This is a genomic window from Mangrovicoccus ximenensis, from assembly GCF_003056725.1.
GTDB classification, from domain to species: Bacteria; Pseudomonadota; Alphaproteobacteria; order Rhodobacterales; family Rhodobacteraceae; genus Mangrovicoccus; species Mangrovicoccus ximenensis.
Map to the genome: position 1 here is coordinate 65,458 of NZ_QBKZ01000026.1, position 20,851 is coordinate 86,308.

Below are 20,851 nucleotides of genomic sequence, written 5' to 3' on the forward strand. Positions count from 1 at the left end.
ACATGGGGACGCTGTCACTGCGGCGGCTGCCGGTCCGGTGCCGAAGGGGCGTCTTTCGCGACCGCGTTGTCCCTGCCTGACATCCCCGCAAGAGTCCCGTTTGCGTCCCGGCGCATTGCTGGCAGCATTCTGCCATTGGCGAATCTATTCCGGGTTGTTTTCATGGATAAATTTTCGCGCGGCCTGCTAGCAGGCCTGGCATTTGCCTCAGTCGCGGGCGCGTCTGAGGCCTGGGCGAGCTGCGCAGGCGGCGATGGCCGTGGCTGGGCTAGCGGCAAGGGCGACGGCGCCTTCGAGATGGCCCCCGGGGCGGCGACCTGCCTGATGAATTACCCGAACGTCATCCATGCCGATGACCGGCGCATGCCTGCAACTCAGGTCACGCTGACCCGGGCACCGAAATCCGGCAAGATAGGCCTGTCGAAGCAGGGCGTGGTCTACACGCCGAATGCCGGGTTCCGCGGCAAGGACCGGTTCTGCACCCGCAACACCGCCGCCGCATTTCCCGGCCAGACCCTGTCGGGCTGCGTCACCGTCACGGTGCGCTGACAGCCTCTATTCCGCAGGAACCAGGGCCAGCGCGGCCGTCTCCGCGCTGGTTTCCGGACGCCAGCGCGCCGCCTTGCTGCCCGGCAGCGGCGTGCAGTCCGCCATGGCGCGGAAGATGTCCTTCAGCTCGGGCTCGTTCACCATGCGGGCGGCCTGGCGGGCCGAAACCCAGCGCCGCTTGCGCTGCTTTCGTTCCTTCCAGCGCTTCTTCAGCTTGGTGAAGATCATCGGATAGACGGTGACGCGGCAGGGCAGGGCGGGACCGTCATCGCGCTGCTTTTCGTAGAAATAGCTGCCCAGCGGTTCGTCGCGGATCGATCCCAGCGCGCCCGCTTCCTCCAGGGCTTCGATCTTCGCGGCGGCCCAGGGTTTCTTGCCGTCCATGGGCCATCCCTTGGGGACGACCCAGCGCCCGGTGTCGCGGGAGGTCACCAGAAGCACCCGCGTGCCGCGCTTGGCGTCGGTGCGGATCGGCAGGGCGGCGATTTGCTCGAATTCCTTCATGGAACTATGGTAGCGCCGCGCCGCGAAATGCAAATGGCGAAATTCCGGATCATCGATGAAAATCCGGAAATAAATGTTCAGACTGACATCATTCCGCGAATTTCGTCCTCGTTCATCTCGGCACGGGTGCCGGCCTTGATGATCTGTCCGCGCTCCATGACGTGGAAGGTGTCGCAGAGGTCGCGGGCGAAGTCGAAATACTGCTCGACCAGCAGGATCGCCATCTCGCCCTTGTCGCGCAGATAGGCGATGGCCCGGCCGATATCCTGGATCACCGAGGGCTGGATGCCTTCGGTCGGCTCGTCGAGCACCAGGAGCCGCGGCTTCATCACCATGGCGCGGCCGATCGCCAGCTGCTGCTGCTGGCCGCCAGACAGGTCGCCGCCGCGGCGGCCGAGCATTTCCTTCAGCACCGGGAACAGCTCGAACACCTCGCCGGGCACCTTGCGCCCGGAGCGCGGCAGGATGGAGAAGCCGGTCTCCAGGTTCTCCTGCACGGTCAGCAGCGGGAAGATCTCGCGGCCCTGCGGCACGGAGGCGATCCCGGCGCGGGCACGGGCATCGGAGCGCATCCTCGAGATGTCCCTCCCTTCCCAGGTGATCGACCCGCCCGAGATCGCCTGCCGTCCGACGATGGATTTCAGCAGCGTGGTTTTGCCGACGCCGTTGCGGCCCAGAACGGTGGTGACCTTGCCGGGTTCCGCGGTCAGGCTGACTCCGCGCAGCGCCTGGGCGGCGCCGTAATGCAGGTCGATGGTCTTGACTTCAAGCATGGGCCCGATCCTTCCGGAATTTGCGGTCAGCGGCCAAGATACACCTCGATCACCTGCTCGTTGGACGACACATGGTCGAGCGAGCCCTCGGCCAGCACATGCCCCTGATGCAGCACCGTCACCCGGCAGCCGAGCGCGCGGACGAAGTCCATGTCATGCTCGACCACGATGACGGTGTGCTTGCCCGCGATCTGGCGCAAGAGTTCGGCGGTGCGCATGGTCTCGGCATCGGTCATGCCCGCTGCCGGTTCGTCGACCAGCAGCAGCTCGGGATCCTGCGCCATCAGCATGCCGATCTCCAGCCACTGCTTCTGGCCATGGCTGAGATCGCCGGCCATCCAGTCCGCGACATGGGAGAGCTTCACCAGCTCCAGAAGCTCGCCGATCCGCTTGGTGTCCTCCGCCGAGCGGCGGTAGAAGAGCGTCGCCCAGACCGAGCGGTCCTCCTTCAGCGCCAGCGCGATGTTGTCCTCGACCGTCTGGGTCTCGAACACGGTGGGCTTCTGGAACTTGCGGCCGATGCCGAGCCGGGCGGAGCCGGCCTCGTCGGTGCGGGTCAGGTCGACCGACTGGTTCCACAGCACGCGGCCGGTGTCGGGGCGGGTCTTGCCGGTGATGATGTCCATCATCGTGGTCTTGCCGGCGCCGTTCGGGCCGATGATGGCGCGCAGTTCGCCCTTCTCCACGGTGAGGGAGAGGTCGTTGATCGCCTTGAACCCGTCGAAGCTGCGGTTCACGCCGTCGAGCAGCAGCTGGGTGCTCATGCGCTGGCCTCCTTTGCGGCTGCGGGCTTGCGCCTGCGGGCGAAGCGGCTCTCGATCAGGCCGAGCACGCCCTGGGGCAGGAAGATGGTCACGAAGACGAAGAGCCCGCCGAGCGCGAAGAGCCAGAGCTCGGGGAACCACGAGGTGAAGAGCGTCTGCGCGATCGAGACGAGGATCGCGCCGAGCGCCGCGCCCACCAGCGTGCCGCGCCCGCCGAGCGCCACCCAGATGACGATGCCGATGGAGTTGGCCGGGGAGAACTCGCCGGGGTTGATGATGCCGACCTGCGGCACGTAGAGCGCGCCCGCGACGCCGGCCATCATGGCGGAGACCACGAAGACGAAGAGCTTGTACTCCTCCACCCGGTAGCCGATGAACCGCGTCCGGCTTTCCGCGTCGCGGATGGCGATCAGCACCTTGCCGAGTTTCGAGGAGGTGATCGCCTTGGCCACCAGCAGCCCCGCCGCCAGCGCGATGGCCGAGAGCACGAAGAGCCCGGCGCGGGTGCTGTCGGCCTGCAGGTTGAAGCCGAGCACGTCCTTGAAGTCGGTCAGGCCGTTATTGCCGCCGAAGCCCATCTCGTTGCGGAAGAAGGCCAGCATCAGCGCATAGGTCATCGCCTGGGTGATGATCGACAGATAGACGCCGGTGACGCGCGAGCGGAAGGCGAACCAGCCGAAGACGAAGGCCAGCGCGCCGGGAACCAGGAGGACCATGAGGAGCGCGAAGCCGAACATGTCGAATCCGTGCCAGAACCAGGGCAGCTCCTGCCAGCCGAGGAAGACCATGAAATCGGGCAGGTCGGGATTGGCATAGACGCCGCGGGCGCCGATCTCGCGCATCAGGTGCATGCCCATAGCGTAGCCGCCGAGCGCGAAGAAGGCGCCATGGCCGAGCGAGAGGATGCCGCAATAGCCCCAGACGAGGTCGAGCGCGACGGCAAGCAGCGCATAGCACAGGTACTTGCCGAGCAGCGCGACGATGTAGGACGGCACCGGCTGGCCCGCCAAGACGAGGTTGCCGGCGGGGACCGCGACGGTCAGGAGGAAGAGGCCCGCGAGGAAGATGCCCATCCGGCGGTCGATCAGGCTCAGCATGGCAGCGCTCCGTTCTGCTGTCGGGACGGGACGGGCAAGGGGGCGCTCCCGCCCGTCGTTGCCGCGCTGGCGCGCGCGATGGCCGCATAGTGAATATCACCCCAGTCCGCGATCCGGGGGCAAGGTCATCGCGGTGCTGATCGGCCATGCCGCCGTCTTTGCGCCGCTGATGTTCCGCACCGTGCTGGTGCTGGCGCAGCGGATGAACCCGGCCCTCGAAGAGGCCTCTGCCGCGCTCGGCGCCTCCCGCGCCCGCACCTTCCTGAAGGTCAGCCTGCCGGGCATCCTCCCCGGCATCCTGGCGGGCGCCTTCCTCGTCTTCATGCAGTCGCTCGACAACGTGTCGGTGACGCTCTTCCTCGGCGATCCGGGCCGGACCATGCTGCCGCTCCGCCTCTTCGCCATGCTCGAGGAGAGCCTCGACGGACGGGTCGCCGCGGTCTCGGGCCTATTGATCCTCGCCGCCGCCCTTCTCCTCGTCACGCTCCAGCGCTTCGGCGGGCGCAGCTCCTCCTGAGCCGCCCGTCCCACGAAAGGACCATGCAAATGAACGCCCATAGCCCCGCCTCCGCCCCGATCGAACACTTGCTCGGCGACTTCGCCCCCGATTTCGACTTCGTTCCCGCAGGCCCGATCCCGGTGGAGGAATACGCCGAGCGCATGCGCAAGCTGAAGCGCGAGGCGGTCTCCGCGGGCCATGACGCCATCGTGGTCCATTGCGACAGCGTCGGCTGGTTCCACGCGGCCCATGCCTATCTGCGCTATCTCTGCGACTGGATGCGCGAAGGCGTGCTGGTCATTCCGATGGACGAGGACAAGGAGCCGGTGCTGCTCTCGTTTTTCACCCGGTCGGTGATCCTGCCGCCGGGCGGCGATCCGGTCGGCATCAACCGCATCCTGCAGATCGGCGCGGTGGGCCGCGAATATGCCGACATCCCCGGCGACTCGGGCGCCAAGACCATCGAGGCGACGGTGAAGCTTCTGGGCGAGATCGGCGCAGGCCGCGGCAGCATCGGCTTCATCGGCGACAAGCGCTCCGCCGCCTTCCGTGGCGCCCTGGCCGAAGCCATGCCGGGGCCAAGTTCACCGACCAGCACGGCATCCTCGACCGGATGCAGCGCAACCGGACCCCGGCCGAGATCGCCTGCTTCCGCTCCGCCGCGCAGCTGATCAGCATCGCCACCCAGGCGGCCTATCACGTGGCCCGTCCGGGCGTGACCGACTATGAGATCTACGCCGCCTTCACCATGGCGCAGATGGCCCGCGGCGGCGAGACCGGCGACGGCTACCAGATCGGCGCGAATGAATGGGGCACCCATTGCGGCAAGCCCTATGGCCGCCGGATGCGGCCGGGCGACCTCGGCAATCTCTATGTCTCGAACGCGACCTATCAGGGCTACACCGCACAAACGGCGCGCATGTTCGCCTTCGGCGAGCTGACCGCCCGGCAGGAGCTGGTGCTCGACGCCTGCACAAGCGGCGTAAAGGCCACCGAGAAGCTCATCCGCCCCGGCACGCTGATCCGCGACCTGAACAACGCCGCCTTCGAGAGCTACATCGAAGCCGGGATGCTGAGCGATGCCGAGGCCCGTACCATGCCCTACAACTGGGCGACCGCCGCGGATGGCGGCCCGCGCGAGATCCTGAACCAATACGTGCCGGATGCCGATTGCGAGGCGCAGGGGCGCAGGCTCATGCATGTCTGTCCGGCGGTCGCGGGCCCGCACAATCCCAACCTGGGACATTCGGTCGGCATGGCAGGCGGGCAGAATGCGTTCAATATCTCGTCCCACAACTACGACAAGCTGGAGGAAGGCATGGTCTTCGTGATGCACACCCAGTGGCTGGAGCCGCAATCGGCCGGCTGCAACATCGGCGACATGTACGTGGTCACCGCCGACGGGTTCGAGAACCTATCGCGCCACACGTCCCTCGACACCCACCGGGTGGCGGCATGAAGTCTGTCGCCTTCGACTTCGCCGATCTGACGCCGAAGGACCGCTACAAGCTGCTGATCGGCACGGTGATCCCGCGCCCGATCGCGCTGATCACCACCGTCTCCGAGAGCGGGGTGCCGAATGCCGGGTCGTTCAGCTTCTTCAACATCCTCACCCATGACCCTGCGGTCATGGCGGTGGGGATCGAGCACAAGCCCGACGGCACGCCGAAGGACACCGCGGCCAACATTCTGGCCACCGGCGAGTTCACCGTCCACATCTCGGATTTCGCGCTGGTCGACCAGATGGAGATCTGCTCGGTCAAGTTTCCCGCCGATGTCGACGAGCTGGCGATTGCCGGGCTCGAGACCGCGCCGGGCGAAACCGTGTCCTGCCCCCGGATCGTGGCAGCGCCTGCGGCCTTCGAGTGCAAGCTGATGCAGACCGTCCCGGTCAGCCAGGCGCGCACGATCGTGCTGGGCGAGGTCAAGCGCATGTTCGTCCGCGAGACGCTGGTCGATGCAGAGAAGATGTACGTGGACCAGATCGGGATCGACGCGGTCGGCCGCCTCGGCGGCCATCTCTACGCCCGCCAGCTCGACCAGTTCGAGCGCGTGACGCCCACCGCAGAGGAATTTCTCGCCACCGAGCGGCAGACAAACTGACAGGCCAACGTTGGCGCGGCGACGGTTCCGCGCCAGCTGGCTGGCCGGGAAGCAGGGCGCATCTTCCGCATCGGGAGACGGGGCTGCGTGCGTCTGCTTTCAGGAAGCTCCGCCCGCCGAATTGTCAGGTTGGCCAGCTCCGATTGCCAGACGGATGATTTGAACACGCCCGTCTCTGATGAATACCGTGTCCGGCCTCAGCTGCCAGCGCTTCCCGACCGCCATCGTCTTCCACGCGGCCTGGCTCTGCGTCCGGTTCGATCTCGCGATCATCCGGGCCGGGCCCGGCATCACCGCGGCAGGCGCGAGCCCGCCGGAGCCGATCCGCGCCAGGGTTTCCATCAGCACCTCGCGCTCCAGCGGCTTGCTGATGCAGGCATCCATGCCGGCCTCGCGGAATGTCGCGATCTCCTCCGGCAGGGCATGGGCGGTCACCGCGATGATCGGCACGCGCGCCGACGCGCCGGAGCCCGCCCGGATCAGCCGCGCCGCCTCGGGACCATCCATCTCGGGCATGGAGATGTCCATCAGAATCGCATCGAAGCGGTGCGCGGCCGCGCAGTCGACACCGATCCGGCCGTTGACGGCCTCGGTCACCTTGTGTCCCTCGGCCTCCAGCATGGCGCGGGCGACGAAGCGGTTGATTTCATTGTCCTCGACCAGCAGCAGGTCCAGCGGCTTGCGGGGCGCGGGACGGGCCGGGCGAGCGGGCGCGGCCGTCTCGGGCGCCTCGTCGATCGGCCGGACCGGGACGCGCAGCCAGAACAGGCTGCCTTCGCCCGGCTCGCTTTCGGCGCCGATCTCGCCGCCCATCAGCCGCACCAGGCGGCGCGCGATGCCGAGCCCCAGCCCGGTCCCGCCCGCTTCGCGCGCATAGGAGGAATCAAGCGTCTCGAAATCCTCGAAGATGCGGTCCATATGCTCTTCGGCGATGCCGATGCCGGTGTCGATGACGCGGAATTCCAACTCGGCGCCCTGCGGTCCGACGGCCTCGACCTCCAGCTCGACGCTGCCGCCGCGAGTGAACTTCACCGCATTGCCCACGAGGTTCAGCAAGACCTGGCGCAGCCGCCGCGGATCGCCCAGCACCGCGTCGACGGACGGACCGGTCCAGCTCCAGGACAGCGTGTTGCCGTTCGCGGCCGCGAGCGGCGCGGCGGTCTCGACCACGCCTTCGACGAGCCGGTCCACCGAGAACGGCCGGACCTCGGAACGCATCTTGCCGGCTTCGAATTTCGCCAGGTCGAGCACGTCGTTGACCAGCCCCAGCAGGAGCCGTCCCGATGACTGCATCCGGTCGAGCAGGTCGCTCTGCGTCTCGGTCAGCGAATGGTCGCGCAGCAGCTCCATCGTGCCGAGCAGCCCGTTGAGCGGCGTGCGCATCTCGTGGCTCATCACCGCCAGGAACTCCGCCTTCGCGCGCTCGCCTGCCAGCGCGCGGTCGCGCGCCTGGGTCAGCCCGGCCTCGGCGGCCTTGCGCCCGGAAATGTCGCGGATCACCGCCACGAAGACCGGCCCCTCGTCCTGCTCGGCCCGGTCGATGGTGAACTCGGCCGGGAAGACGCGGCCGGAGCTGTGCCGCGCCGCCAGCTCGAAATGGCGCTCTTCGGGGCTCGGTCGGCGATCCTCGTCCCAGAACGCGAGGAGGCCGCCGCTCAGTTCGCGGGCGCTTTCCTCGGGCAGGATCAGCTCGGCGGCAACCCGGCCGCGGGCCTCGCTGCGCGCCAGGCCGAAGACCTTTTCGGCAGCCGGATTGAACTCGCGGATGATGCCTGCAGCATCCGTCACGATGATCGCGTCGAGCGAGGTTTCCACGATGGTGCGCAGCCGCTCGGCGGTTTCCAGCGCCTCGCGGCTGCGCCGCGAGCTGTTGCGCGCCAGCCCCAGCAGGATGCCGGCCACGAGAACCAGGCCGCAGAGCAGAACGCCGAGCACCCCGGCCATCAGCAGCAGCGTGCGGACCAGTTGGTCGCGGCGGCTGTCGGACAGCTCGGTGAAGATGGCGAGGCCTTCGAGGCCGAGGGCGCGGATGTCCGGCTCCAAGGCCGCCGCGGCCGGCACCAGTTCGGGCATCGCGTTGCGCAGCCCGGCATCGGACCCGTCGACCAGCGGCACCCCGCCCTCGAGGAACTCCCGTATCCGCTGCAGCGACTCCGCCAGCCCGGGATCGGCCCGGAGGGCATCGAAGGCCGTGCTGCTCTCGAGCGTGGCCATCCGGCTGTAGAGCACGTCGAAGCGGCGCCGCGCCTCGGACAGCGATCCGGTGCCGTCCGCGGCCCGTTCGATCGCCAGCGTCATCCGCAGGTATTCGACCTCGGCCTGGGACAGCGTCCATTGCAGGTTGTCGGAACTGGCGGATTCCAGCTCGGTCAGCTGGCGCTTGACCACCCATCCGAGGCCGGCCACGAGCCCGAGGCACAGCGCCAGCGCAAACACTGTGACGCCCGTCAGGAAGCGCGAGCGGTTTCTCTGCCGACCTAGCAGTTCCGACAAGGAAGCCTCTCGCTCTTTTCCGGGCAATTTCAGCACCTTCTTATTCGGTTACCGTTATTCTGTCGAGTTGCCAAATGCTCCGAGAATAAATTACCTCGCTCTGGTATTCCGGATTTCCGTCGAACGGATAGATGATCCAGAGCGGGCCCTTGTCGCGGATCGACATCGTCTCGCCATTGCGCAGATAAGCCACGATCGGGCCGCCGGCGACCCAGTCCCCGGCCGGAATGTCGACGGCATAGTCGTTGATCGCTGCCGCGCGCAGCCCGGTTCCCGTGGCGCCGACGGCCTCCATCAGCGCGGCAAGCGTCACGCCGGTGAAGCTCTGCACCCCCTCGGTCCAGCTCGTGGAGGTTTCGAAGCTGGCGGCCGGCAGGGCTTCCAGCATGGCAAGGTCGAAGACCGCACGGCTTCCGTCATTGGTCTCGGAGATGGCGCCGTCGATGGCCAGAACAGGCGTTCCCTGCGGCGCTGCGAGCTCCCCGGCGGCGGCACTGCCGGCGGCCAGGGCGATCGCGGCCCAAGCGGCCGCGGATCTCGCATTTAAGAACTGCATTATGTGTCTCCTCAAGATTGCGGCCAGTTTGGCAGAAAGCTGCTTCGACGGGAATTCCTCATCCGCACAGACCGGCTATCCCGACGGATAGCCTGCCCGTTCAGTAGGCACCCCGGCCGCCCAGCACCGCGCGGGCGGTCAGCGCCAGCACCATCAGGTCGAGGGTCAGCGACCGCGACCGGATCTGCGCCAGATCGAGGTCGATCATCTTCTCGAAGCCGATTTCCGCGCGGCCCGATACCTGCCAGAGCCCGGTCAGCCCCGGTCGCACGGCCAGCCGCCCGCGGGCCCGCGCATCATAGGCGGCGACTTCGCGCGGCAGCGCGGGACGCGGGCCGACCAGCGACATGTCGCCCCTGAGCACGTTCCAGAGCTGCGGCATCTCGTCGACGGAGAAGCGCCGCATGACACGTCCGAGCCGGGTGACCCGCGGATCCTTGCGCGCCTTGAAGCACAGTCCCGCCCGGTCGGACTGGACCGCCACCACGGCCAGCCTGGCCTCGGCGTCGCGGTGCATGGAGCGGAATTTCAGCATGGTGAAGGGCACGCCGTCACGGCCGATGCGGGTCTGGCGGAACAGCGCGGGCCCGGGGCTGTCCAGCCGGATCGCGGCGGCAAGCCCCAGCGCGGCGGGCGCCAGCAGCGCCAAGACCGGCTACTGGCTGCGCTTCGCCGCGGCGCAGGTGATCCTCGGACCGGCGGCGGGGATCGCGGTCGGCTGGGCGGGGGCGCGGCTGCTGAACCTCGCGACGGCGCGCCATTCGACCACCGAGGCCTTCGAAGGCATCGCCACGCTGGCCATGGCGGTGGCCTGCTACGTGCTGGCCGACCTGATCGGCGGCAACGGCTTCATCGCGGCCTTCACCGGCGGGCTGGTCTTCGGCCATGTCGTGTCGGCGCGCTCGGACTTCATCTATGAATTCGCCGAGGGCGAGGGCCAGCTGCTGGCCTGGGCGGCTTTCCTGCTGATCGGCCTGGGGCTGATGCCCGAGGCGGTGGCGTTCCTCGACTGGCGGATGCTGGCGGTGATCCTGCTCAGCCTCTTCGTGGTGCGGCCGCTGGCGATCTGGCTGTCGCTCGCGGGAACCGATGCCGATGCGGGGACGCGGATTTTCTTCGGCTGGTTCGGGCCGCGGGGGCTGGCCACGGCGCTGTTCGCGCTCCTCGTGGTGCCCGATATCGACCCGCTGCAGGCGGTGCCGATCCTGCATCTGGCGGTGAATGCGGTCTGGATCAGCGCGCTGCTGCACGGCGTCACCGCGGCGCCGGGCGCGCGCGCCTTCGCGAGGTCGCGGCGATGATCGCGGCCGGAGCGGAGGCCGGTGGCGCGGGCCATCGAGGACGCCGCCATCTGGGACGCGCCCGTGGCGAAGCGTGCCGCCGTTCTGCGCAAGGCGGCCGAGCTCTACGAACGCGAGTTCGGCCCGATCTTCGCCGCGCTGGCGCTGGAAGCCGGCAAGACCCTGTCCGATGCCGTCGGCGAGCTGCGCGAGGCGGTCGATTTCCTGCGCTACTACGCGGCCGAGGCCGAGGCGAACGATCCCCGCCCGCGCGGCGCGGTGACGGCGATCAGCCCGTGGAACTTCCCGCTGGCGATCTTCACCGGCCAGATCGCCGCTTCGCTCGCCACCGGCGCCGCCGTGCTGGCGAAACCGGCCGAGCAGACCCCGGTCATCGCCGCCATCGCGGTGCGGCTCCTGCACGAGGCCGGCGTTCCGGCATCGGCGCTGCAGCTGCTGCCGGGGCAGGGCGGTACGGTCGGGCGGCTGCTGACCTCGGATCCGCGCATCAAGGGCGTGATCTTCACCGGCTCGACCGACACCGCGCGGCTGATCCAGCGCGCCATGAGCGAAAATCTCGATCCCGGCGCGCCGCTGATCGCCGAGACCGGCGGCATGAACGCGATGATCGTCGATTCCACCGCGCTGCCCGAGCAGGCGGTGCGCGACATCGTCGCCTCGGCCTTCCGCTCGGCCGGCCAGCGCTGCTCGGCGCTGCGCTGCCTCTACGTGCAGGAGGACATCGCCCCGCATCTGATCGAGATGATCAAGGGCGCCATGGACGAGCTGGCCGTCGGCGATCCCTGGCACCTGTCGACCGATGTCGGCCCGGTGATCGACACGGAGGCGCAGGCGGGCATCCGCGCCCATGTCGAGGCGGCGCGCAAGGCGGGCCGGGTGCTGCACGAGCTGGCCGCGCCCGAAGGCTGCTTCATCGCCCCGGCGATGCTCCGGGTGACCGGGATCGCGGCGCTCGAGCGCGAGATCTTCGGCCCGGTGCTGCATGTCGCCACCTTCAAGGGGGCGGATCTGGAAAAGGTCGTCGCTGCGATCAACGCCACCGGCTACGGGCTGACCTTCGGGCTGCATTCGCGGATCGACACCCGCGTGCAGGAGCTCTCGGACCAGGTGCATGCCGGCAATCTCTACGTGAACCGCAACCAGATCGGCGCCGTGGTCGGCTCGCAGCCCTTCGGCGGCGAAGGCCTCTCGGGCACCGGACCGAAGGCGGGCGGTCCGCTCTACCTGCAGCGCATCGCGGCCCCGGCCCCGGCCGCCGCGGCGCGCGGCCTTGCGCCGCGCGGCGCCTTTCAGCTCCGCAGGCAGGCCGAGCCTGGCGGGCGCGGCGGCCCGCACGCGGATCTTCGGGAAGAGCCGGCGGACCAGGCCGGGCACGGGACGGTTGAAGAGCGAACCGTCGAGCCCCTCGATGGTGATGCGGACCACCGGCACATCGGCCATGTCGATGATCCAGGAGGTGCCGCCATAGACTTTCATCAGCCCGCCATGGCGCGAGATCCGGCCCTCGGGGAAGATCAGCGCGGCACCGCCGGCCGAAACCTGCTGGGCCAGGGTCTTGGCCGAAAGCGGGTTCTGAGGGTCGATCGGGTGCATGCCGCAGATGCCGCGCAGCCGGTCCAGGAGCCGGGTCCGCGCCCAGTGCGTGTCGACCGCCACCGACAGGTCGTCGCGGCCGATCAGCGAGAAGAGCAGCGGGCCGTCGGCAAAGCTGACATGGTTGGAGATGAACACCACCGGGCCCTCGGCCGCGAGATGCTCGGCCCCCTCGACCTCGACGCGCAGCAGGCGCCGGAACACGGCCCGGCCCAGCGACCGGAGCGCCGCGCGCGGGAAGAGCGCCCATGCCGGGCTTGGCGCCGGGTTTCGGGCCGGTGCGGCGGGTGCGCTGCGGCTTCAGCCGCGGCTTGTCCTCGTGCTCGCCGAGGCCGAGCTGGTCCTTCAGGACCCGCGGCTTGACCTCCTCGACCGCGCCGGGCGCCAGCTCGTTGAGCCGGAACGGCCCGTAGCTGACCCGGATCAGCCGGTTCACCACCAGCCCGACATGTTCCATGGCACGGCGGATCTCGCGGTTCCTGCCCTCGCGCAGGCCGACGGTCAGCCAGGCATTCGCGCCCTGCTGGCGGTCGAGGCTGATCTCCATCCCCTGGAAGCGCTCGCCCTCGATGGTCACGCCCTTCCTGAGCGGTTCCAGCGTCTTGTCCTCCGGCGTGCCCTTCACCCGGACGCGGTATTTCCGGAGCCAGCCGGTCTCGGGCAGTTCCAGCCTGCGCTTGATCCCGCCGTCATTGGTCAGGAGCAGCAGGCCCTCGGAATTGAGGTCGAGCCGTCCGATGCTCATCACCCGCGGCATGTCCTCGGGCAGCTTGTCGAAGATCGTCTCGCGGCCCTTCTCGTCCTTCGACGTGGTCACCAGCCCGGCAGGCTTGTGGTAGAGCCAGAGCCGCGCGGGCTCGGCTTCGGCCAGCGGCGCGCCGTCGACCAGGATGCGGTCCTTCTCGGTCACGTTCAGCGCGGGCGAATTGATGACGCGGCCGTTCACGCGGACGCGGCCTTCGGCGATGATGGTCTCCGCCTCGCGGCGGGAGGCGACCCCGGCACGGGCCAGGACCTTGGCGATGCGTTCGCCGGCGGGGGAGGAGGGTGTCTCGGTCATGATGGATGGCGCCTATCCGCTTTTCTGCCGCGGTTCCAGCCTTGCGCGCATCCGGCGGCGGAGGCAAGACGGGGCATGAGCTTCACATCCCACATGGAGGCCGCGCTCGGCGAGGCGCGCAAGGCGGCAGGGCGCGGCGAGGTGCCGGTCGGCGCGGTGCTGCTGGACCCCCGAGGGCGGCGGCGTTCAGCCATGAGGACATGGCGATGATCGCGCCGCAGCCGAGCGCGCCCGCGACCAGGAGGCCGAGCACGCTGCGCGGCGAGCGCATCGCCGGCAGCAGCCGCATCAGGTAGGACCAGAAGACGAAGATGCCGACCGAGACGGCGATCGAATAGGCCAGCGCGGCGAGCACGCTGAGCGTCTCGTTGCCGTCCAGGAGCTGGGTCACGCCGAGATAGGTGTAGATGCCCGAGGCCAGCGCCAGGATGCCGAGCGCGGCGGGGGTGAAGCTGTCGAGCCAGCGCAGATGCGCCTCGAGCTCGCGCGCCTCGCGCAGGTCGCGGCGGTCCTCGGGGGCGCCGGTGTCCCGGTCCTCGGATGCGGTCATGGGGCGGGGTCTCCGGCATGGGGGCGGGGCATGCCGTTCAAGATATGGTCTTTTGCCCGGGTTTCCAGCCTGCCGTGCCGCGGCCGCCGGCTCAGCCCGCCCCGCGGTCCGGTTCCGCCCCGTCTTCGCGCTGGCCGACATCCGAGATCAACATTGCGATCGGCCGCGTGCCGGGAAATTCGCTGAAGATGATCGCCAGGACGCTGGTCAGCGGCACCGCGAGGATCGCGCCCGAGATGCCCCAGAGCGCCGACCAGAAGGACAGCGCCAGGATCACCACGAAGGGCGAGAGGTTCAGCTGCCGCCCGATCCAGCGCGGCTCCAGCACGGAGCCGACGAAGATCTGCATCGCGGTCAGCAGCAGCGTCAGCAGCGCGGTGCGGCCGGGATCGCCGAACTGCGCGAAGGACAGCATCACCGGCAGCATCACCCCGATCCAGGAACCGAGATAGGGGATGTAGTTCAGCAGCCCGATGCAGACCGCCCAGAACAGCGCGAAATCGACATCCATCGCCCAGAGCACGCCGTAGCACAGGATGCCGAGCACGATGTTCACCAGCGTCTTGACGGTCAGGTAGTCGCCGATCTTGCCGTTGATCTCGCCGCCGATCTCGAGGATCCAGGCGGCTTCGCCCTCCGAGCCGAAGGCGTCGGCAATCTTCTTCGGGAAGCTCGCCCACTGGCCCATCAGGAAGCCGGCATAGATGATGATGATGAAGACCGAGCCCGCGAGGCTGGTCAGCGAGCTGAACAGCCCGCCGATGCGCGACGGCAGGTCGAGCTGGCCGAAGGCCATGCTGCGCAGGTCGTCCCAGGTGGTGTCGCTTTCCGCGCCGAAGGCCTCTGCGGCATGGACGACGAAGGCCTCGAGATTGGCCTGGTAGTCCGGGGCGCGGTCGGCCATCTCCTCCAGCGTCACCGCGATCACCGCGGCCATCGAGAACAGGCCGATGACGAAGGCGATCAGGATCGCCATGTGCAGGATCCAGCCCGGGAAATGCCGCAGCACGGTCCAGCGCCGGAGCCACGCGGCGCCGTTGATCAGCACGTAGACGGCGATCACCGCCGAGAGCACCGGCACGATCACCGCCTTGCCGACGATCAGGATCCAGCCTGCCATCAGCGCGATGCCGAGCGACAGGAAGATGGTCTGCAGGAGACTGGCAGGAGCGGGCATCGGGGGAACTCGTCGGCAATGGGGTCGCGGCAGAGCCTATCGTGCAGGCGCCGCGTGCCGCAAGCGCGGGCAGCCCGGCTGCGGCGCAGGGTCCGGGCGCCACAGGGCATTGCGGCCCGGCGGCAAGGCAGGCTAGGCCGGTGGGGCAGGAGCGCACCAACCCGGAGGACAGTGCCCGTGATCAAGCTCGACGCCCGCGACATGGAGATCCTGCGCGTGCTTGCGCGCGAAGGCCGGATCTCGAAGGCGGCGCTGGCCGAGAAGGTCGGGCTGTCGCCGACCCCCGCCTGGGAGCGGCTCAGGAAGCTCGAGCGCGCCGGGCTGATCGAGGGCTACCGCGCCGAGATCAACCTGCGCGCGCTCGGGCCTTCGGTGACGGTCTTCGTCGCGGCGGAGCTGGGCGATCACACCCAGGCGAGCTTCCGCCGCTTCGAGGCGGCCCTGGGCGCGCATGACGAGATCACCGGCTGCTGGGCGCTCGGCGGCGGCTTCGACTACCTGATGCAGATCGTGACCCGGGACGTCGATGCCTATCAGCGGCTGATGGATCTGCTGCTCGACCAGAAGATCGGGATCGCGCGCTATTTCACCTATGTGGTGACCAAGCAGGTCAAGGGCGGCGGCCTGCCGCCGCTGGAGATCCTCGCGGGCGGCTGATCCGGCTCCGGCCTGCCCGGGGGCGCGAAGTTCGGGGGAAGCGCTGGCCCGACTCGGCTGGCGCCCGGAACCGTGCCGGAGGCCGGCCGGGTGTCGGGGGTGCTGGCCAGCCCGGCCGGCTTCTTCTCGGCGCCGCGCCGCGGCGCGCTCACCCTGGCGGGCGCGGTTCTCGCTCCGCTGCTGACACGGCGCCTGCGCCGCAGCCTATTCGCATCCTGACAGGAGGCTCCCATGCCCGAAGCAAGCATCGTCGTTCCGGCCTACAATGCCGCCGCCACGCTCCGCGAAACGCTGGAGAGCCTGCTGGCGCAGACCCATCCGGATTTCGAGATCGTCGTCGTCGATGACGGCTCCACGGATTGCAGCGCCGCCATCGCCCGCAGCTTCGGGGACCGGCGCATCCGGCTCGTGCAGCAGCGGAACCGCGGCCTGGCGGGGGCGCGCAACAGCGGAATCGCTGCCGCGCGGGGCCGCTATGTCGGCTTCTGCGATGCCGATGACCTGTGGCGTCCGGGGAAGCTTGCCGCCCATGCCGCCCATCTCGCGGCCAATCCGCAGGTCGGGCTCAGCTTCTCCGGCTCCGAGCTGATCGACGGCGCGGGCCGGACGCTGCGCGTGGCCCAGAAGCCGCGGCTCACCGGCATCACCGCTGCCCATGTGTACCGCCGCAACCCGGTGGGCAACGGCTCGGCGCCGGTGATGCGGCGCGAGGCGCTCGACGACATCCCTGCTCGACCAGGATGGCGCCGGGCGGGAGCGGGCCTGCGGCGGCGATTCCGGCCCGCAGCTCCGCCTCGTTGCGGCCCTCGAGGACGACGATGCCGGGTGGCGTCCCGGCATCGTCCTTGGCTTTCAGCTCGGTGGTCATTCTTCGCATCCTTGTCCTTTGAGCGGAGCGCGGGCGGCGGGGAAAGACGCGGTCAGGCCGCATCCCGCTCCGCCGCCGGCGACAGGTATTTCTGCGAGGCCGCGACCAGCGCCAGCAGCGCCAGCCCGCCCGCATCGGTGACCGGCCCGGTGTCGATCATCAACAGGGCCGCCGCGACCAGCCCGGCCTTTTCCGGCCAGCTTGCCGGCCGCAGCAGGTAGCCGTTCAGCCCCGCCGACAGCGCCAGCACCCCGGTCGTCGCCGTGCAGATCGCCAGCACGATGCTCGCCGGCGAGCCGATGAGCAGCAGGGCCGGGCCGAAGACGAACATGAAGGGGATGATGTAGCCGCTGGCCGAGAGCCGCATCGAGGCGACGCTGCTTTCCCAGAGCCGCGCCCCCGAGATGCTGTTTGCCGCGATGATCGAGATCGCGACCGGCGGGGTGATCGATGACAGGATCGCGAAATAGAGCGCGAACATGTGCGCCGCCGGGGCGGGGACGCCGAGCTTGACCACCGCCGGGACCAGCAGCGAAGCCTGAACCACATAGGCCGGCGTGGTCGGCAGGCCCATGCCGAGGATGATGCCCGCCAACGCCGACAGCAGGAGCGACAGGATCAGCGAGTCGCTCGACAGCGACACCAGGAACGACGTGAAGTCGAAGCCGAGGCCCGAGAGGTTGATCACCCCGATCACGATGCCGGCGCAGGCACAGGCCGCCGCCACCTGAAGCGCGTTGTAGATGCCGTTCAGGAAGCCCTCGCCGACGCTCCGCCAAGTGATGCCCGCGCGGGTGGTGCGCCGCAGCATGGCGACCGGATAGACGCTGAGGATGCCGATCATCGCCGCATAGGGCGCGCTGAAGCCCGCCACCATCGTGCCGATGATCAGAACCAGCGGCAGGATCTGGTGGCCGCGCTCGCGCACCACCCGGCCCAGTTCCGGCAGGTCGGATTTCGGCATGCCGCGCAGCCCCAGCCGCCGTGCCTCGAAATGCACCGCCATGAAGACGGCGAAGAAGTAGAGGAAGGCCGGGAGCAGCGCATAGCCGATCACCTGGAAATAGCTGACCCCCATGAACTCGGCCATGACGAAGGCCGAGGCGCCCATGATCGGCGGCATGATCTGCCCGCCGGTCGATGCGACGGCCTCCACGGCGCCGGCATAGGCGGGGCGGTAGCCGATGCGCTTCATCATCGGGATGGTGAAGGCGCCGGTGGTCACCACGTTGGCGGTGGCGCTGCCCGAGATCGTGCCGAAGGTGGCCGAGGTCATCACCGCCACCTTGGCCGGTCCCCCGGCGGACCCGCCCGCCAGCGCCAGCGCGAAATCCATGAAGAGCTTGCCGGTGCCCGAGCGTTCGACCACGGCGCCGAACACCACGAAGAGGAGCACGTAGGTCGCGGAAACCGCCAGCGGGATCCCGAAGATGCCGTCCTGCGCCATGTAGATCTGGTCGAGGGTCTCGCCGATGCCGAGCCCGCCGACGGTCAGCCCGAACAGGATGAAGCCGATCGCGGTCAGCGGCAGGGCCGGGCCGGTGGTGCGCCGCGCGGCCTCGAGCACCGCCAGGATGCAGGCGACGGCAAAGACGCTGTCCGCGGGCCGCAGCGGGTCGATCAGCGCGAAGCGGGTCTGCAGGTAGTCGACATTGAGGAACACGTAGCCGAGCGAGCCGGCCGCAAGGGCGATGAAGGCGGCGTCAAGTGCCGTCCCCGCGATCCGCCGCGCCGGACGCGCGCCCGGCTCCGCCGGGGCGAAGGCGGGGATCGTCAGGAAGATCAGCACCATCGCCAGAAGCAGGTGGATGCCGCGGAAATAGATCGCCTGCGGCGGTCCGAAGAACACGACGTGGAAATGGAAGGCCAGCATCGCGACCGCGAGCACGGTGCGGATGATGTCCTTGGGTCGAAGGTTGGCAAGCATGGCCGTCTCCCTTGCGGAGCGGCCGGACCGCTCCTCTCCTGTCCCGAATTCCCGTCCGCGGCGCATCCGCGGACGGGGCGTGGCTGCGGGTCAGAGGGCGCCGGCCTCCTCGTAGGCGCGGCGTGCGCCGGGGTGCAGCGGCAGGCCGACATCGCGCGCCAGATCCGGCACCGAGAGCTGGCCGATCGAATGGTTCACCGATCCCATCTCGGCATAGTTGGCGATCAGCGTCTTGGTGATCGCGTAGGCGTCCTCTTCGGAGAGCGTGTCGCAATTCGCGCCGATATGGGTCAGGAAGCCGACCGCCCCGACCTCCTCGTCCTGGCCGGGATAGGTGCCCGCCGGGATGATCTCGCGCCGCCAGGCCGGGTTCACCGCATGCAGGTCCTCGACCAGCTGGTCGGAGATCGGCAGGAACCGCGCCTGTCCCGAGGACGAGAACAGATCCGCGACTGCACCGCCCGGCACGCCGCTGAGCTGCGACCAGACATCGATATGGCCGTCCTTCATCATGTTCGGCAGGTCGCCCTGGGCGGCGAAGTCGCGCTGCACGTCGTCCTCGTCGAGGCCGCTCAGTCCCAGAACGGTGACGAAGGCGGTGTCGGAGCCGCTGCCGCGCGGCAGGGTGCCCACCCGGTGCCCGGCGATGTCCGCGATCTTTTCCACGTCGGGATCGGTGGTCATGAAATGCAGCACCGTCGGGTGGAAGGCGGCGATTTCGCAGAGATTGGTGACCGGTTCGCCGAAGGGCGGGCGGCCGGCGAGGGCGTCATTGGCGGAATCCGCCAGCATCCAGCCGATCTCGGCCATGCCCGCCGACACCCCCTTGATGTTGGCCAGCGCGACCCCCGGACGGATGCGCACGTCCATGCCCGGCACCTCGCGTTCCAGCATCGATTTCAGCGTCCCCGAAAGCGCGGTCCAGGTGCCGCCGGCGGAGCCGCTGAGCAGGGTGATGGACTGGGCGCTGGCGGCGGAGGCGGCGAGCCCGGCAAGCAGGGCGACGGCGCAGGCGCCCGCGCGGAAATGGCTGGCGGTGGTGGTCTTCATGTCGGGTCTCCTCCCTGGTGACATCTGCCTGCGGCCGGGCCGGTGCCTGCGGGCTCCTCTCCCGCGGGGCGGCAGCGACCGCGACGGAAAGTCCGCAAATCCCGTGCCAGTCGGGCGCCTGTCCCGCTCTGGCACGCGGATTGCAGGGAAGCCGGTGCGCACGGGGGCTGACCGGGAGGAGACGGCATGGCGGACGGAGCGACGAGCGGGCGGGGATTGCCGCCGCTTCACCTGTGGGACGATGCCTGGCTGGGCCGGCGCCGCGAGGAGGCGCTCGATCCCGGACGGCCGGTGGTCGACGCGCATCACCATTTCTGGCAGCGCGCGGAGCCCTATTTCTTCCCCGAACTGCTGGCCGACATCCGCGGCAGCGGCCACATGGTGCGCGGCACGGTCTACATGGAATGCGGCTCGATGTACCGGCCGGACGGCGATCCGCGTATGGCCGGGATCGGCGAGGTGGAATTCGCCAACGGCATCGGCGCGGCCTTCGCCAGCGGCTTCCACGGGGACGAGCGGCTCTGCGCCGGGATCGTCGGCCGCGCCGACCTGACGCTCGGCGCTGCGGTCCGCGAGGTGCTGGAGGCGTATGTCGCGCGTGCGCCCGACCGGTTCCGCGGCATCCGCCACATGGCGGGCTGGGATGCCGATCCGGAGGTCAACATGCTGATGCGCCCGCCGCCGCCCGACCTGCTCGCCGACCCGCGCTTCGGCGAAGGCTTCGGCCAGCTCGGGCCGCTGGGGCTGAGCTTCGACGCGCAATGCTACCACCCGCAGCTGCCGCAGCTGGCCGAGCTGATCGACCGCCATCCGGACACGGTCGTCGTGCTGAACCACATGGCCGGGCTGGTGCGCCACGGGCCCTATGCGCGCAACCCGGACGATACCTTCCGCACCTGGCTGGGGCACATCCGCGAGCTGGCCCGCCGCCCGAACACGGTGCTCAAGATCGGCGGCATGGCGATGCGCGGCTTCGGCTTCGATTTCATCGACCGCGACATGCCGCCCGGTTCGGAAGAGCTGGCCACGGCTTNGGGCGCCCTTCGTCGAGCCCTGCATCGAGGCGTTCGGCGCGGAGCGCGCGATGTTCGAAAGCAATTTCCCGGTCGACCGATGCGGGGAAGATAGCGGCGGCGGAGCGGCTTTGCCACTCCCGCGCGCGCTCAGCCGGCCCGTTGCAGCCAGATTGCGGCAATCAGCCCGATCAGCCCGCCGATGATGGCGAAGACGACCGCATATTGCGCGATGTCGTAGCGGTTGCCGTTGCGGCGGCGGGCCAGCATGGCGCCCCAGGCGCCGCCCAGCAGGGTCGTGACGATGACGATCACGG

The 20,851-nt window shown here is 69.2% G+C and carries 19 protein-coding genes and 6 pseudogenes; 11 read left to right on the plus strand and 14 right to left on the minus strand.

Annotated elements, in window-relative coordinates; all coding sequences use genetic code 11:
* Positions 1 to 162: 162 nt before the first annotated feature.
* On the plus strand, positions 163 to 549 hold the full coding sequence (locus C7T91_RS30285; protein ID WP_108263530.1) for a hypothetical protein: 387 nt from the start codon (positions 163 to 165) through the stop codon (positions 547 to 549).
* Positions 550 to 555: 6 nt separating this feature from the next.
* Here the strand turns inward: C7T91_RS30285 and C7T91_RS30290 are convergent, their stop codons facing one another.
* The 4 genes from C7T91_RS30290 to urtC form a co-directional block, all read right to left on the minus strand.
* The gene (locus C7T91_RS30290) at positions 556 to 1,053 is read right to left on the minus strand and encodes an NUDIX hydrolase (RefSeq protein ID WP_161556174.1); all 498 of its coding nucleotides are present in this window, start codon (positions 1,051 to 1,053) and stop codon (positions 556 to 558) included.
* A 77-nt stretch (positions 1,054 to 1,130) separates the two neighbouring features.
* A complete protein-coding gene (gene urtE / locus C7T91_RS30295; RefSeq protein WP_108263531.1) occupies positions 1,131 to 1,826 on the minus strand; it encodes an urea ABC transporter ATP-binding subunit UrtE in 696 nt (231 codons plus the stop codon).
* 26 nt (positions 1,827 to 1,852) lie between these two features.
* On the minus strand, positions 1,853 to 2,590 hold the full coding sequence (urtD, locus tag C7T91_RS30300; protein ID WP_108263532.1) for an urea ABC transporter ATP-binding protein UrtD: 738 nt from the start codon (positions 2,588 to 2,590) through the stop codon (positions 1,853 to 1,855).
* Complete coding sequence (gene urtC / locus C7T91_RS30305; RefSeq protein ID WP_108263533.1) at positions 2,587 to 3,687, minus strand: urea ABC transporter permease subunit UrtC; 1,101 nt, start codon at positions 3,685 to 3,687, stop codon at positions 2,587 to 2,589. Before urtC ends, urtD begins: the two co-directional genes overlap by 4 nt.
* A 133-nt stretch (positions 3,688 to 3,820) precedes the next feature.
* On the opposite strand from urtC, the gene C7T91_RS30310 reads away from it, so the two are divergent.
* Genes C7T91_RS30310 through C7T91_RS30320 form a run of 4 tightly spaced genes read left to right on the plus strand, consistent with a single transcriptional unit; the run spans position 3,821 to position 6,289 of the window.
* On the plus strand, positions 3,821 to 4,204 hold the full coding sequence (locus C7T91_RS30310) for an ABC transporter permease (RefSeq protein ID WP_201742311.1): 384 nt from the start codon (positions 3,821 to 3,823) through the stop codon (positions 4,202 to 4,204).
* Positions 4,205 to 4,233: 29 nt separating this feature from the next.
* The gene (locus tag C7T91_RS34075; protein WP_201742312.1) at positions 4,234 to 4,857 is read left to right on the plus strand and encodes a hypothetical protein; all 624 of its coding nucleotides are present in this window, start codon (positions 4,234 to 4,236) and stop codon (positions 4,855 to 4,857) included.
* Positions 4,800 to 5,645, plus strand: coding sequence for a M24 family metallopeptidase (locus tag C7T91_RS34080; protein WP_201742313.1), 846 nt, complete (start codon positions 4,800 to 4,802; stop codon positions 5,643 to 5,645). Before C7T91_RS34075 ends, C7T91_RS34080 begins: the two co-directional genes overlap by 58 nt.
* Positions 5,642 to 6,289 carry a flavin reductase family protein gene (locus C7T91_RS30320; RefSeq protein ID WP_108263534.1) on the plus strand — a complete coding sequence of 216 codons (648 nt, stop codon included), beginning with the start codon at positions 5,642 to 5,644 and terminating at the stop codon, positions 6,287 to 6,289. Before C7T91_RS34080 ends, C7T91_RS30320 begins: the two co-directional genes overlap by 4 nt.
* A 99-nt stretch (positions 6,290 to 6,388) precedes the next feature.
* On the opposite strand, the gene C7T91_RS30325 is transcribed toward C7T91_RS30320, so the two are convergent.
* From C7T91_RS30325 to C7T91_RS30335, 3 genes are all read right to left on the minus strand, one after another.
* The gene (locus tag C7T91_RS30325; protein WP_145963076.1) at positions 6,389 to 8,782 is read right to left on the minus strand and encodes a hybrid sensor histidine kinase/response regulator; all 2,394 of its coding nucleotides are present in this window, start codon (positions 8,780 to 8,782) and stop codon (positions 6,389 to 6,391) included.
* Positions 8,783 to 8,822: 40 nt separating this feature from the next.
* Entirely contained in the window at positions 8,823 to 9,338 is a 516-nt protein-coding gene (locus tag C7T91_RS30330) for an oxidoreductase (RefSeq protein ID WP_108263536.1), read from the minus strand.
* Between the two features lie 100 nt (positions 9,339 to 9,438).
* Complete coding sequence (locus C7T91_RS30335; RefSeq protein WP_108263564.1) at positions 9,439 to 9,987, minus strand: sugar transferase; 549 nt, start codon at positions 9,985 to 9,987, stop codon at positions 9,439 to 9,441.
* Here C7T91_RS30335 and C7T91_RS30340 point away from each other — a divergent pair.
* Both C7T91_RS30340 and C7T91_RS37510 read left to right on the plus strand, forming a co-directional pair.
* Entirely contained in the window at positions 9,872 to 10,639 is a 768-nt protein-coding gene (locus C7T91_RS30340) for a cation:proton antiporter domain-containing protein (RefSeq protein WP_145963077.1), read from the plus strand. The genes C7T91_RS30335 and C7T91_RS30340 overlap by 116 nt on opposite strands.
* A 21-nt stretch (positions 10,640 to 10,660) precedes the next feature.
* A pseudogene (locus tag C7T91_RS37510) lies at positions 10,661 to 11,908 on the plus strand (L-glutamate gamma-semialdehyde dehydrogenase); the annotation flags it as partial.
* A 198-nt stretch (positions 11,909 to 12,106) separates the two neighbouring features.
* Here the strand turns inward: C7T91_RS37510 and C7T91_RS40240 are convergent.
* Together C7T91_RS40240 and C7T91_RS30350 are read right to left on the minus strand one after the other, a co-directional pair.
* A pseudogene (locus C7T91_RS40240) lies at positions 12,107 to 12,436 on the minus strand (1-acyl-sn-glycerol-3-phosphate acyltransferase); the annotation flags it as partial.
* Positions 12,437 to 12,653: 217 nt separating this feature from the next.
* Positions 12,654 to 13,292: pseudogene (locus tag C7T91_RS30350) on the minus strand (pseudouridine synthase); the annotation flags it as partial.
* Positions 13,293 to 13,367: 75 nt separating this feature from the next.
* Between C7T91_RS30350 and C7T91_RS40245 the strand changes: the two are divergent.
* Positions 13,368 to 13,469 (plus strand): annotated as a pseudogene (locus C7T91_RS40245) (nucleoside deaminase); the annotation flags it as partial.
* Here the strand turns inward: C7T91_RS40245 and C7T91_RS38835 are convergent.
* Positions 13,450 to 13,842, minus strand: a pseudogene (locus C7T91_RS38835) (hypothetical protein); the annotation flags it as partial. The pseudogenes C7T91_RS40245 and C7T91_RS38835 sit on opposite strands and share 20 nt — an antisense overlap.
* A 91-nt stretch (positions 13,843 to 13,933) precedes the next feature.
* The gene (locus tag C7T91_RS30365; RefSeq protein ID WP_108263538.1) at positions 13,934 to 15,019 is read right to left on the minus strand and encodes an AI-2E family transporter; all 1,086 of its coding nucleotides are present in this window, start codon (positions 15,017 to 15,019) and stop codon (positions 13,934 to 13,936) included.
* Between the two features lie 180 nt (positions 15,020 to 15,199).
* Here C7T91_RS30365 and C7T91_RS30370 point away from each other — a divergent pair, with 180 nt between their 5' ends.
* Positions 15,200 to 15,676, plus strand: coding sequence for an Lrp/AsnC family transcriptional regulator (locus C7T91_RS30370; RefSeq protein ID WP_108263566.1), 477 nt, complete (start codon positions 15,200 to 15,202; stop codon positions 15,674 to 15,676).
* A 231-nt stretch (positions 15,677 to 15,907) separates the two neighbouring features.
* Positions 15,908 to 16,765, plus strand: a complete 858-nt coding sequence (locus tag C7T91_RS37520) for a glycosyltransferase family 2 protein (RefSeq protein ID WP_236638622.1) — start codon at positions 15,908 to 15,910, stop codon at positions 16,763 to 16,765.
* Here C7T91_RS37520 and C7T91_RS30380 read toward each other — a convergent pair.
* Positions 16,693 to 18,537 (minus strand): annotated as a pseudogene (locus tag C7T91_RS30380) (TRAP transporter permease); the annotation flags it as partial. The gene C7T91_RS37520 and the pseudogene C7T91_RS30380 sit on opposite strands and share 73 nt — an antisense overlap.
* Before the next feature lie 24 nt (positions 18,538 to 18,561).
* Complete coding sequence (locus C7T91_RS30385; protein WP_161556175.1) at positions 18,562 to 19,521, minus strand: TAXI family TRAP transporter solute-binding subunit; 960 nt, start codon at positions 19,519 to 19,521, stop codon at positions 18,562 to 18,564.
* A 186-nt stretch (positions 19,522 to 19,707) separates the two neighbouring features.
* On the opposite strand from C7T91_RS30385, the gene C7T91_RS30390 reads away from it, so the two are divergent.
* Complete coding sequence (locus tag C7T91_RS30390) at positions 19,708 to 20,649, plus strand: amidohydrolase family protein (protein WP_108263541.1); 942 nt, start codon at positions 19,708 to 19,710, stop codon at positions 20,647 to 20,649.
* 35 nt (positions 20,650 to 20,684) lie between these two features.
* On the opposite strand, the gene C7T91_RS34085 is transcribed toward C7T91_RS30390, so the two are convergent.
* Positions 20,685 to 20,849, minus strand: coding sequence for a hypothetical protein (locus tag C7T91_RS34085; RefSeq protein WP_201742314.1), 165 nt, complete (start codon positions 20,847 to 20,849; stop codon positions 20,685 to 20,687).
* Positions 20,850 to 20,851: the final 2 nt, after the last annotated feature.

Bases quoted from the DNA above. Each gene is read 5' to 3' on its own strand.
- C7T91_RS34075 (WP_201742312.1), top strand. From the start codon at position 4,234: ATGAACGCCCATAGCCCCGCCTCCGCCCCGATCGAACACTTGCTCGGC.
- C7T91_RS34080 (WP_201742313.1), top strand. From the start codon at position 4,800: ATGCAGCGCAACCGGACCCCGGCCGAGATCGCCTGCTTCCGCTCCGCC.
- C7T91_RS30365 (WP_108263538.1), bottom strand. From the start codon at position 15,019: ATGCCCGCTCCTGCCAGTCTCCTGCAGACCATCTTCCTGTCGCTCGGC.
- C7T91_RS30330 (WP_108263536.1), bottom strand. From the start codon at position 9,338: ATGCAGTTCTTAAATGCGAGATCCGCGGCCGCTTGGGCCGCGATCGCC.
- C7T91_RS30285 (WP_108263530.1), top strand. From the start codon at position 163: ATGGATAAATTTTCGCGCGGCCTGCTAGCAGGCCTGGCATTTGCCTCA.
- C7T91_RS30320 (WP_108263534.1), top strand. From the start codon at position 5,642: ATGAAGTCTGTCGCCTTCGACTTCGCCGATCTGACGCCGAAGGACCGC.
- C7T91_RS37520 (WP_236638622.1), top strand. From the start codon at position 15,908: ATGCCCGAAGCAAGCATCGTCGTTCCGGCCTACAATGCCGCCGCCACG.
- urtC (WP_108263533.1), bottom strand. From the start codon at position 3,687: ATGCTGAGCCTGATCGACCGCCGGATGGGCATCTTCCTCGCGGGCCTC.
- C7T91_RS30340 (WP_145963077.1), top strand. From the start codon at position 9,872: ATGGTGAAGGGCACGCCGTCACGGCCGATGCGGGTCTGGCGGAACAGC.
- C7T91_RS30385 (WP_161556175.1), bottom strand. From the start codon at position 19,521: ATGAAGACCACCACCGCCAGCCATTTCCGCGCGGGCGCCTGCGCCGTC.
- urtE (WP_108263531.1), bottom strand. From the start codon at position 1,826: ATGCTTGAAGTCAAGACCATCGACCTGCATTACGGCGCCGCCCAGGCG.
- urtD (WP_108263532.1), bottom strand. From the start codon at position 2,590: ATGAGCACCCAGCTGCTGCTCGACGGCGTGAACCGCAGCTTCGACGGG.
- C7T91_RS30290 (WP_161556174.1), bottom strand. From the start codon at position 1,053: ATGAAGGAATTCGAGCAAATCGCCGCCCTGCCGATCCGCACCGACGCC.